This window comes from Streptomyces sp. NPDC001890, from assembly GCF_042891445.1.
Taxonomy (GTDB): domain Bacteria; phylum Actinomycetota; class Actinomycetes; order Streptomycetales; family Streptomycetaceae; genus Streptomyces.
This window is the reverse complement of sequence record NZ_JBIATE010000019.1, coordinates 165,837-176,537: the sequence shown is the minus strand read 5'-3', so window position 1 is coordinate 176,537 and position 10,701 is coordinate 165,837. Positions and strand designations below refer to the sequence as shown.

At 70.7% G+C, this 10,701-nt stretch carries 10 protein-coding genes; all 10 read right to left on the bottom strand.

Annotated features, from left to right (window positions below; translation table 11 throughout):
* The coding region (locus ACFYY1_RS32930; protein ID WP_388592063.1) for a flavodoxin-dependent (E)-4-hydroxy-3-methylbut-2-enyl-diphosphate synthase at positions 1 to 181 on the bottom strand (181 nt) is incomplete at its 3' end.
* Positions 182 to 185: 4 nt separating this feature from the next.
* Complete coding sequence (hpnH, locus tag ACFYY1_RS32925) at positions 186 to 1,205, bottom strand: adenosyl-hopene transferase HpnH (RefSeq protein ID WP_388592061.1); 1,020 nt, start codon at positions 1,203 to 1,205, stop codon at positions 186 to 188.
* 5 nt (positions 1,206 to 1,210) lie between these two features.
* A complete protein-coding gene (locus ACFYY1_RS32920; RefSeq protein WP_388592059.1) occupies positions 1,211 to 1,870 on the bottom strand; it encodes a 1-hydroxy-2-methyl-2-butenyl 4-diphosphate reductase in 660 nt (219 codons plus the stop codon).
* On the bottom strand, positions 1,870 to 3,870 hold the full coding sequence (gene shc, locus ACFYY1_RS32915) for a squalene--hopene cyclase (protein ID WP_388592058.1): 2,001 nt from the start codon (positions 3,868 to 3,870) through the stop codon (positions 1,870 to 1,872). Before shc ends, ACFYY1_RS32920 begins: the two co-directional genes overlap by 1 nt.
* A 109-nt stretch (positions 3,871 to 3,979) precedes the next feature.
* Entirely contained in the window at positions 3,980 to 5,083 is a 1,104-nt protein-coding gene (locus tag ACFYY1_RS32910; RefSeq protein ID WP_388592056.1) for a polyprenyl synthetase family protein, read from the bottom strand.
* Positions 5,080 to 6,468, bottom strand: coding sequence for a hydroxysqualene dehydroxylase HpnE (gene hpnE, locus ACFYY1_RS32905; protein ID WP_388592055.1), 1,389 nt, complete (start codon positions 6,466 to 6,468; stop codon positions 5,080 to 5,082). The genes ACFYY1_RS32910 and hpnE overlap by 4 nt, the downstream gene beginning before the upstream one ends.
* Before the next feature lie 118 nt (positions 6,469 to 6,586).
* Complete coding sequence (gene hpnD / locus ACFYY1_RS32900) at positions 6,587 to 7,507, bottom strand: presqualene diphosphate synthase HpnD (RefSeq protein WP_388592053.1); 921 nt, start codon at positions 7,505 to 7,507, stop codon at positions 6,587 to 6,589.
* Between the two features lie 29 nt (positions 7,508 to 7,536).
* Positions 7,537 to 8,457, bottom strand: a complete 921-nt coding sequence (gene hpnC, locus ACFYY1_RS32895) for a squalene synthase HpnC (protein WP_388592051.1) — start codon at positions 8,455 to 8,457, stop codon at positions 7,537 to 7,539.
* A 447-nt stretch (positions 8,458 to 8,904) separates the two neighbouring features.
* Positions 8,905 to 9,690: an ABC transporter ATP-binding protein gene (locus ACFYY1_RS32890; protein WP_072484952.1), complete on the bottom strand. Its 786-nt coding sequence runs from the start codon at positions 9,688 to 9,690 to the stop codon at positions 8,905 to 8,907.
* Positions 9,683 to 10,612 carry an ABC transporter permease gene (locus ACFYY1_RS32885; RefSeq protein ID WP_388592049.1) on the bottom strand — a complete coding sequence of 310 codons (930 nt, stop codon included), beginning with the start codon at positions 10,610 to 10,612 and terminating at the stop codon, positions 9,683 to 9,685. Before ACFYY1_RS32885 ends, ACFYY1_RS32890 begins: the two co-directional genes overlap by 8 nt.
* Between the last annotated feature and the right edge of the window lie 89 nt (positions 10,613 to 10,701).

Genomic DNA, 10,701 nt, shown 5'->3' with positions numbered 1-10,701 from the left:
TCTGCTGCAACGTCGCACCGATGTCCGACGTACGCGTCGTCGTCATCGACTGCACCGACACCGGCGCGTCCCCGCCCACCGCAACCGACCCGACCCGGATGCGCCGCGAGGGGCGGCGCATCGCGAGCGGCCGGGCCGGCAGAGCGGGGAGCCCCAGTGCGACCGGTTCTCCAGCGGTCATGACGTCACCGGTTCCCGGAGACGGTCTCGCGCGCGGCGCGCAGGGACTCCTTCAGCGATCCCATGGTGGCGAGCACGGCGGTGGGTTCGTAGCCGCAGTGCGCCATGCAGTTGGCGCAGCGCGGGTCCTTGCCCCGGCCGTACTTGTCCCAGTCGGTCTCCTCGATGAGCTGACGGTACGTCGGTACGTAGCCGTCGCTCATCAGGTAGCAGGGCCGCTGCCAGCCGAAGAGCGAGTAGTTGGGAATGGCCCACGCCGTGCACGGGAAGTCCGCCTTGCCCTCCAGGAAGTCCAGGAAGAGCGGCGAGTGGTTCAGTCGCCAGCGGGCCCTGTTGCCGCCCGCGAAGGACTTCTTGAACAGATCGCGGGTCTGCTCGACGCCCAGGAAGTGCTCCTGGTCGGGTGCCTTCTCGTAGGCGTAGGCGGGCGAGATCATCATCTCGTCGACCTTCAGGTCGTCATTGAGGTAATTGAGGACCTCGATGATGGTCTGCGGGGTGTCGGTGTTGAAGAAGGTGGAATTCGTGGTGACCCGGAAGCCGCGCCGCTTGGCCTCCTTGATCGCCGCCACGGCCTCGTCGAAGACCCCTTCCTTGGCGACCGATTCGTCGTGCCGTTCCCGCAGCCCGTCGATGTGCACGGCGAAGGCGAAGAACGGCGAGGGGGTGAATTTCTCGATCTTCTTCCGCAGCAGCATCGCGTTGGTGCACAGGAAGACGTATTTCCTGCGCGCCACCAGCTGCCGGACGATTTCGTCGATCTGCGGGTGCATCAATGGTTCGCCGCCCGCGATGGAAACCATCGGGGCGCCCGATTCGAGGACGGCGCCCACGGCCTGGGCCACCGGCATGCGCTGCTTGAGCACGCCGGCCGGATGCTGGATCTTCCCGCAGCCCTCGCACGCGAGATTGCAGGCGTACAAGGGCTCCAGTTCCACGATGAGCGGGAATTTCTCCCGCCTGCGGATCTTCTGTTCGATGAGGTACGTCGCAACCTTGATGGACTGACGGAGCGGCATGGCCATCTGGCTCACCTCCTGGGGAGCAGCAAGGATCGGTGCCATTCGTAGAAAGCAGGCAGGACGGCACGGAGAACTCGGAAAGCCGATATTCCACCGCGTATCGTGCCGATGCGGACGAGCTCATGCTCCGGAGCATCCACGACCACCCGTACGGCGGCAACCGGGCGCGGCCCGGACCGCAGAGCGGTGCGCAGCGTGGCGGCGGACTCCATGTCCACCGCGATGGCTCCGGTGGCCCGCAGCCCGGCCCGCTCATGTCCGCGTACGACATGGTCGGAGCCGGTCAGCGGGCCGGTGTGGACGGCGCGGCCGGGTACCGCCCTGGCCAGGGCCTCGGCGAGCAGGCCCGGACCGATGCAGACCGTACGGTCGCCGCCGTCCCGGGTCTCGTCGGCGACCACCAGGTCCCCGGGGTGCATGCCGGGCAGCAGTCCGGCGCAGAACCCGGAGGCGAGGACCGCCGTGCCGGGCACCCGGTCCTGACCGAGCGCCCGTGCGACGGCCGCCTCGGCGGCCCTGGGACCCATGCCCGTACGGAGTACGGTCACCGGGCCGGGAGTGGCGCCGGCCCTGCCCCGGCCGCTGCGCAGGGCGAACTGCTCGATGCCGAGCGCGCAGGCGATCAGCAGCGGCGCGGCGGGGCCGGCCGTCCCCGGGCCGTCGGCCATCAGGCCCCCTTGCGGGTGGCCGTGCGGTCGGCGAACGGCTCGCCGTACACGTACCGCCCGAGTGCGGTGAGCGGGAACACCTGGCGGTAGAGGTGGTAGTTGATGGAGAAGTCCCACGGGAATCCGGTGCCGGTGAAGTACGGCTCGTCCCAGGAGCCGTCGGCCTGCTGGGTGTTGGTGAGCCAGGCGACCCCGCGCCGCACGGCGACGCTGTCCCGGGCTCCCGCGGCAAGCAGGGCGAGCAGGGCCCAGGCGGTCTGGGAGGGGGTCGAGGCGCCGTGCCCGATCCACTTCTCCTCCCGGTAGGAGCGCAGGTCCTCGCCCCAGCCGCCGTCGTCGTTCTGCACGGACTCCAGCCAGCCGACCGCGCGGCGGATCGCCGGGTGCGTCACGGGCAGTCCGGCGGCCACCAGCGCGGGGACCACCGACCCTGTTCCGTATACGTAGTTGACGCCCCAGCGGCCGAACCAGGCGCCGCAGGAATCCTGTTCGGCGAGCAGCCACTCGATGCCGCGCCGGGTGACCCGGTGGCCGGCCTTTCCTTCGACGGCGAGCATCTCCACCACGTGCCCGGTGACATCGGCGGACGGCGGGTCGATGACCTCGCCGAAGTCGCAGAAGGGCAGCCGGTTGGGGAAGGCGCTGGTGTTGTCCGCGTCGAAGGCGCCCCAGGCGCCGTTGCGGGACTGCATGCCGATGTTCCAGCGGACGCCGCGTCTGATGGCGGCCTCGACGCGGGCCCGGTCGGGGTGGCGGACCCGGCGCAGTGCGAGGACCACCTCGGCGGTGTCGTCGATGTCCGGGTAGTTGTCGTTGTGGAACTCGAAGGCCCAGCCGCCCGGGTTGAGCCGGGGCCGCCGTACGGACCAGTCGCCGGGCCGGGCGATCTCCTCGCCGAGCATCCAGTCGGCGGCCTTCACCAGCGCCGGGTGGTCGGGGCGGACCCCGGCGTCGGCGAGCGCGATGGTGGCGAGGCAGGTGTCCCAGACCGGGGACTGGCAAGCCTCGATCATGCGGGCGCCGTCCTCGCGCCACACGGCGAACCGGTCGAGCGATTCGAGTCCGGCCCGCATCACCGGGTGGTCCAGGTCGTAGCCGAGCAGGTGCAGGGCGATGACGGAGTACACGGCGGGCGGCTGGATGCCGCCCCAGCAGCCGTCGTTCTCCTGGCGCTCGATGATCCAGCGGGCCGCGGCGTTCATCGCGGTCCGGCGCAGCGCGCGCGGTGCGATCCGGTGATAGACGTGCAGCGCCTTGTCCAGGCGCTGGAAGACACCGTCCCAGCTGGCGGCCGGTGCGAGGCGCCTGGGCGGGTTCGGGTCGCCCGGATCGGTGTGCAGTTCGTCGAGCGGGAAGGGGGCCGGGCGGACCGGGCGCTTCGCCGAGACGATGGTGAGCGGCACGATGGTCTGGCGGGCCCAGCAGCCGAAGTCGTAGATGTTGAGCGGGGCCCATTTGGGAAAGAACATCAGCTCGGGCGGGAGTTCCGGCAGGTCGTCCCATTTCCACCAGCCGAACAGGGCGAGCCAGATCCGGGTGAAGACCCGGGCAGACGCGATGCCGCCCTGTTCCCGGATCCATCCGGAGGCGCGGGCCATGTGCGGTTCGTCCGGCCGGTCCCCGGCCAGCCGCAGGGCCACGTACGCCTCGATGGTGGTGGAGAGTTCGCCGGGGCCGCCGTGGAAGGTCGCCCACGTGCCGTCGCCCAGCTGTTCGCCACGGATGAAGCGGCCGGCCGCCCGGACGGTGTCCGGGTCCTGGATGCCGAGGAATTGACGGAGCAGCAGGTCTTCGGCGTCCATCGTGACGTTGGTGGCGAGGTCGCCCTTCCACCAGCCCTGCTCGTCCTGTCTGCCGAGGAGGTGCTCCACCGAGCGTTCCGCGGCCCGCCGCGCGGCGGTGAACACGTCGTCCGCGGCAATGGTTGTGTCGGTCGGTTTGCTGGCCGAGGCTGCGCGGGGGTTCACAGCCCCGGTGCTTCCGTCGGTCGTCGCTGTCATGGCTTCCCCTTCGTGCAGTCAGTTCCTCTGCTGTGCTGGGGTCTCCGTCGGCCGGCGCCCTGGCAAGGGCGCCGGCCGGCGACTGCGAGTCATATGGAGCAGATAGTGATCATCTCTTTCGTACGACGACGAAGTCCGCGAGCGCTGTGAGCTGCGCCCGCACGGTCTGCGGCATGTCGATGCGGTGCAGCGCCTCGATGGCGACCGCATGCTGTCGACGGGCCTCCTGGGCGGTCCACTCGCGGCCGCCCGCCTCCTCGATGAGTGCCGCACGGGCGGCGAACTCCTCTTCGGAGAAGCTGTCGAAATCGCTGCTCTTGGCGTCGGCGGCGAGCAGCTCGCCCAGGCGCTCCGACGCGGGGCCGCCCGCGGCGAGCGCGGCGACGACCGGCAGGGACTTCTTGCGCTGGCGCAGGTCGCTCCAGGTCTGCTTGCCGGTGGACTCGGGGTCGCCCCAGATGCCGAGCAGATCGTCGACGGCCTGGAAGGCGAGACCGAGGTGGTGTCCGTACGCCTCCAGGGTGTCGGCGGTCCGGTCGTCGGCGCCGCCGAGCACCGCGCCGATGGAGCAGGCGCAGGCGAGCAGGGCGCCGGTCTTGTTGCCCTCCATCTCCAGGCACTCCTCGACGGTGACCCGCTCGCGGTGCTCGTAGGAGATGTCCTGGGCCTGCCCGTCGATGAGCTTGCGGCTGGCCGCGGTCAGCCGACGGGTCGCGCGGCCCGCCTCGACGGTGCCGAGCTCCAGCAGGACCTCGTTGGCGAGGGCGAAGAGCGCGTCGCCGACCAGGATCGCCTGGGCGGGGCCGTGCACCTTCCAGACGGTGTCGCGGTGGCGGCGCTGTTCGTCGCCGTCCATCAGGTCGTCGTGCAGCAGCGAGAAGTTGTGCACGAGTTCGACGGCCACTGCGCCGGGTACGCCGGCCTCCGCCGGGGCGCCGGCGGCCTCCGCGGACAGCAGGGCGAGGGCGGGGCGGACGGCCTTGCCCCCGTCGCCGTCGGCGGGCTGTCCCTGGGCGTCGATCCAGCCGAAGTGGTAGGCGGCGACGGTGTCCATGGGCGGTGCGAGCCGGTCAACGGCGGCCCGGAGCACCGGCGTGGAAAGGGCCCGTCCGCGCTCCAGAAGCGCGGTGACGTCCGTGGTGTCGGCCACGGTGTCGAAAGCCGGATTCGCCGGGGTCACTGACTCTCCTCTTGTTCCGGTGGTACTGCTCATGCCGCCTCCTGCAGCGGATGTTCATGGGGGCGGCCGAGCGCCCGGAGGGCGGCTTCGGCCGCGCTGAACCCGCTGCGGACGGCGCCCTCCATCGTCGCGGGCCAGCCGGTGGCCGTCCATGCCCCGGCCAGGGTGAGGCCGGGGGCACAGGTACGGGCACCGGGCCGCAGCCGGCCGACTCCGGGGGCGGGGGCGAAGGTCGCCGCGCGCTCCCGGGTGACGAAGAAGTCCCTGATGCCAGCGCCGCGGGCGGCCGGCAGGAGCCGCTCCAGCTCGGGCAGGTAGCGGGTGCGCAGTTCGGCGACGGGGAGGTCGATCTCCTCGTCGGCGGCGGACTGGGACACGGCGAGGTACTGCCCGGGGCCGGTGAGTCCGGAGGCGTCGGTGCGGTCGAAGACCCACTGGACCGGGGAGCCGAGCGCGGCGAAGAACGGGCGGCGCAGCACCTTGCGGTCGTAGACGACGTGCACGTTGAGGATCGGCGAGGTGCCGATGTCGAGCAGCCGCTCCGGTGCGTCGAGTGCGCCTTCGGGCAGCAGGTCGTGGGTCTCGCGCTGCGGGACGGCGAGGACGACGGTGTCCGCCTCGATCCGTTCGCCGCCGGTGTCCACGATCCAGCCGCCATCCCCCGTACGGGTGATGGCTGTGGCCTTCGTGCGGAGTTCGGTGCGGACCGCGGCGGAGTCGAGGGCCTTGCGGGCCAGTGTGTCGTGCACCTCGCCGAGGGGCACGCTCGCCCAGCCGATGTCGGCGGCGCCGGGCTCGGAGAGGAGCCCGGTCTTGAAGACCTTCGCGGCCAGGGCCAGCGAGGAGTTCGGCGCGGTGGCGTTCAGCGTGGCGACGCCGACCAGGTCCCAGAGGGCCTCGATGGTGCGCGACGACTGGCCGTGCCGGGCGAGCCAGCTGCCGAAGTCGACGGTGTCGAGCGCGGGGTCGTCGGGGTCCAGGCGGCCGAGCGCCAGTGCGGCGCGGCCGACGCCGGCCCGCTCGGCGAGCGAGAGGTGCGGATAGCCGGCCAGTCCGGCGGCGAGGTGGAAGGGCACCGGAAGGGCGTTGCGGCGCAACCGTCCCAGCCGGGGGCCCGAGGGCCGTCCGACGTCGAGGACCGGCACGTCCAAACGGTTTTGCAGCGGTGCCAGGCTCGTCCCGTCGATGCGGTCGAGGAACCAGCGGTAGGCGGTGCAGCAGCGCAGATAGACATGCTGTCCGTTGTCGACCGTCAGTTCGCCGCGCCGGAAGGAGAAGGCGAGGCCGCCGAGCCGGGGCCGGCCTTCGAGCAGGGTCACGTCAAGCCCGGCGTCGGCGAGACGCAGGGCCGAGGTGATGCCGGCGAGTCCGCCACCGATCACGACCGCGCGGGAGGAGCGCGGGGCGTCGTCCGTCATGCGTCCTCCTTTCGCCAGGTCACTTCAGTCAGGGACGCACCAGCACGGCGGAGGGTTGACCGCCGTGCGGATCGGGTCTCCGTGCTGCACATGGTGCGCGAGATGTCCGCACGGCGCATCAGACACGCCCCCTGGTCGTGCGCCGGGAGATGTACCGGGCGTCGAGACCGGAGAGCCCTCGCACCGCCACGTACGCCTTCTCGTGGCCCGGCAGCGAGACGCGGCCGCGCAGCACCGCCTCGGGGTCGCGCTCGATCCGGTCGAGGAGCCGCCGGTAGATGCCCGCCATGGCCGCGACGCACGCGCCGCTGCGCCGGTCCAGCATGGGCAGCAGCCGGTAGCCCTCGGCGAACAGGGTGCGGGCGCGCCGCACCTCGAAGTGGACCAGGCCCGCGAAGTCGGCGCCGGGCGGCGGGGTGGCCCGGTGGAAGCCGGCCGAGCAGCCGAACTTGGCGAGGTCGTCGGCGGGCAGATACGTACGTCCGTTGCCCGCGTCCTCGCGGACGTCGCGCAGGATGTTGGTCAGCTGGAGCGCGAGGCCGAGGGTGTCGGCGTACTCCGCGGCCCGGTCGGCGCCCGGGGCGCCGGGCTCGGTGCCGAAGACGCCCAGGCTGAGGCGGCCGATGGCACCCGCGACACAGCGGCAGTAGACCTTGAGGTCGTCCCAGGTCTCGTACGTCGCACCGCGCACGTCCATCAGCACGCCGTCGATGAGCTCGTCGAGCCCGCCGAGCGGGAGCGGGAACCTGCGCGCGGCGTCGGCGAGCGCGACGGCCACCGGGTCGGTGTCGTCCTCGTCGACCGCTCCGTCCCGGATCCGGTCCAGGACGTCGCGGGTGCTCTCCAGACGGGCCCGCTTGGTGTCCGCGTCCAGTTCGCCGTCGCCGATGTCGTCGACCCGACGGGAGAAGGCGTACAGCGCCGACATGGCCTGCCGCTTCTCGGCCGGCAGCAGCCTGATGCCGTACGCGAAGTTACGCGCCTGCTGTCCGGTGACCGCCTCGCAGTAACTGTATGCGGCCTGTACCGGTGCCGACATGTACGTCGTCTGTCCCTCCACGGTCCGGCTCACCCCTCTCTACGCGCTCTTCGCAAGACAACTCCCACCTCGCGCAGCAGGCTGGGCTTGGTGGGCTTGGGCGGTCCGGGCAGTACGTCGAACCCGGCGGCCGCGATCGCGCTGAGGGCGGCGCGCCCCCCTCCCACGAATCCGGCGAGAAGCAGCTTGAGCCTGCCGTGGACGCTACCCACCAGGGGGGTGCCCTCATTCAGCAGTTCCCGAGCGCGTTCCGCTTCGTACGCGACCAGTGAACGCACCGATGCGCTCCCCGAGGGGGCGGCGAGATCGGTTTCGCGGACATGGAACCGCGCCATGTCGTCGGCGGGGAGATAGATCCGGTCGCGGCCGAGGTCCTCGGTGACGTCCTGGAGGTGCTCGACGATCTGCAGGGCGGTGCAGACGGCGTCGGAGCGGCGGATCCGCTCGGGGCTGGCGGTGCCGGTGATCTGCAGGACCAGCCGGCCCACCGGGTTGGCGGAGAGCTCGCAGTAGGCCAGGAGCTCCTCGTACGTCCCGTAGCGGCGGACCTTCTGGTCCTGCCGGTTCGCCTCGACGAGGCCGAGGAAGGGTTCCGGGGTGAGCGCGCAGCGCCGCACGGTGGGGACCAGGGCGCGCAGCAGGGGGTGGCCGGGGCCGTCGCCCGAGGTGTCGAAGACCCGGTGCAGATCGGCCTCGAAGGCGTCGAGCATGGCGAGCCGGTCGTCGGCCTGCGCGGGATCGAGCCCGAGGCGGCGGGCGTCCGCGCCGCCGGGGGCGAGATCGCCGTCGCCGATGTCGTCGACCAGGCGCGCGAAGCCGTAGACGGCCATGAGGTCGTCGCGCCAGGCGCGGGGCAGGAAGAAGGGGGCTACGGGGAAGTTCTCGTCCGCGGCCTTGTCGAGAGTGCTGGGCACGACGTCGTCGGGGTGCGTCTGCCGGGTGCGGGTCACCACGGACCGCCCGGCGCTGGGACGGCGTGAGCACCTCGGAGCTGGAGATTTTCCGTCATTGCCGTCACATCTCCCGTTCTACACTGCTGACCCAAAACATCCCATTCCGGACACGCCGCCCGCTCTGCCGAGTGCGGAGCGCTGCCTACGGGCCGTACAGCCAGGCACTATCGCCCCACTTGCCTCGAATCAGCACCGCTACAGCTTACGTTGTACAACGCTCATCCATACGGCGGGGTGTTGGGCGCGTTGCGGCAACGCCTTCCACCTCGCCAACCTTCCCCGCACGCAAGCCGGTTGACGTCATCCGACGGGACGAGATCCTGTCCGGGACATACCGCCGGGCGTGGAGAGCTCCGGGGGAGGTCCACGATCCGGACACCGAGGCGGCCTCCGCCGGAGAGCTCCGACGGAGGCCGCCTCGGTGTCACGGAACCGGACGGACCGCTACTTTCCGGTCTCCCGCTCGTACGCCTTGAGCACCTCGTCCGTCGGGCCGTCCATCAGGAGCTCGCCCTTTTCCAGCCACAGCACCCGGTCGCAGGTGTCGCGGATGGACTTGTTGCTGTGGCTGACCAGGAAGACCGTGCCGGCCTCCTTGCGGAGCTCCCTGATGCGCTTCTCGGAGCGGATCTGGAACTTGCGGTCACCGGTCGCCAGCGCCTCGTCGATCATGAGGACGTCATGGTTCTTGGCGGCGGCGATGGAGAAGCGCAGCCGAGCGGCCATGCCGGAGGAGTACGTACGCATCGGCAGGGTGATGAAGTCGCCCTTCTCGTTGATCCCGGAGAAGTCGACGATCCCCTGGTAGCGCTCGCGGATCTCCTCGCGCGACATGCCCATCGCGAGGCCGCCGAGCACCACGTTGCGCTCGCCGGTCAGATCGCTCATCAGCGCCGCGTTCACCCCGAGCAGCGAGGGCTGACCGTCGGTGTAGACCTTGCCGTGCTCGGTGGGGAGCAGACCGGCGATGGCCCGCAGCAGCGTCGACTTGCCGGAGCCGTTGGTGCCGATGAGGCCGATCGCCTCGCCCCGGTAGGCGGTGAAGGAGACACCGCGGACGGCGTGCACCTTGCGCACCCCGCGTGATTCGCCCTTGCCCCGGCGCAGGATCCGGCTCAGCGCCGCGGTGGCGCTGCCCTTGCCGCCGCCGGCGCCGTTGACGCGGTACACGATGTGCACATCGTCGGCGATGACGGTGGGGACGCGCCCCGGAGTCTTGTCGTCAGCCACGGCCGTACCGTTCCTCTGCCTTCCAGAAGTACACGAAGCCCACCAGGCCGATCAGGACCGCCCAGCCGAGCGCCACGGCCCAGACGTGCGCCGGCAGGTTCTCCGAGCCGTACCCGTCGATCAGCGCGAAGCGGATCAGGTCCATGTAGACGGCTGCCGGGTTGTACTGCAGCACGTCGGTGATCCAGGCCGGCTTGTCCTTGAGCATCACCGGGATGGAGAACATGACGCCCGAGGCGTACATCCAGGTCCGCATGACGAACGGCATCAGCTGCGCGAGGTCGGGGGTCTTGCTGCCGAGCCTGGCCATGATCAGCGCCAGGCCGGTGTTGAAGACGAACTGCATGACCAGCGCCGGAATGATCAGCAGCCACGACAGGCTGGGGTAGCTGCCGAAGGCGACGGCCACGGCCCCGAGCACGATCATCGAGAACAGCAGCTGCTGGAGCTGCTGGAGCGAGAACGAGATGGGCAGCGAGGCTCGCGGGAAGTGCAGCGCCCGGACCAGTCCCAGATTGCCGGAGATGGCCCGCACGCCCGCCATCACCGAACTCTGGGTGAAGGTGAAGACGAAGACGCCGGTCACCAGGAACGGGATGAAGACCTCCTGGGTCATCCCCTTCCGGGTGCCCAGGATCAGCCCGAAGATCAAGTAGTAGACCAGGGCGTTGAGCAGCGGCGTGGCCACCTGCCACAGCTGGCCCAGCTTCGCCTGGCTGTACTGGGCGGTCAGCTTCGCCCTGGAGAACGCCATGATGAAGTGGCGCCGGCCCCAGAGCTGCCGGATGTACTCGAAGAGCCCTGGCCGGGCGCCGCTCACCGTCAGGCCGTACTTGGCGGCCAGGGCGGCCGAGGTCAGGCCGTCGTCGGCGGATGGTGGGGTGCTCAATGCCACCGCACCATCATGGGTTGTGTCACTCACCAGATGAAACTCTCGTATTCAAGATGCGCAGCCGGTCGCGGGCGCGGCTCGGAGCGGACAGGTCCCGTGGAGTAGAAAACGTACGTCCC

Bases quoted from the DNA above. Each gene is read 5' to 3' on its own strand.
- ACFYY1_RS32920 (WP_388592059.1), bottom strand. From the start codon at position 1,870: ATGGCCGACGGCCCGGGGACGGCCGGCCCCGCCGCGCCGCTGCTGATC.
- ACFYY1_RS32910 (WP_388592056.1), bottom strand. From the start codon at position 5,083: ATGAGCAGTACCACCGGAACAAGAGGAGAGTCAGTGACCCCGGCGAAT.
- shc (WP_388592058.1), bottom strand. From the start codon at position 3,870: ATGACAGCGACGACCGACGGAAGCACCGGGGCTGTGAACCCCCGCGCA.
- hpnH (WP_388592061.1), bottom strand. From the start codon at position 1,205: ATGGCCATGCCGCTCCGTCAGTCCATCAAGGTTGCGACGTACCTCATC.
- hpnE (WP_388592055.1), bottom strand. From the start codon at position 6,468: ATGACGGACGACGCCCCGCGCTCCTCCCGCGCGGTCGTGATCGGTGGC.
- hpnD (WP_388592053.1), bottom strand. From the start codon at position 7,507: ATGTCGGCACCGGTACAGGCCGCATACAGTTACTGCGAGGCGGTCACC.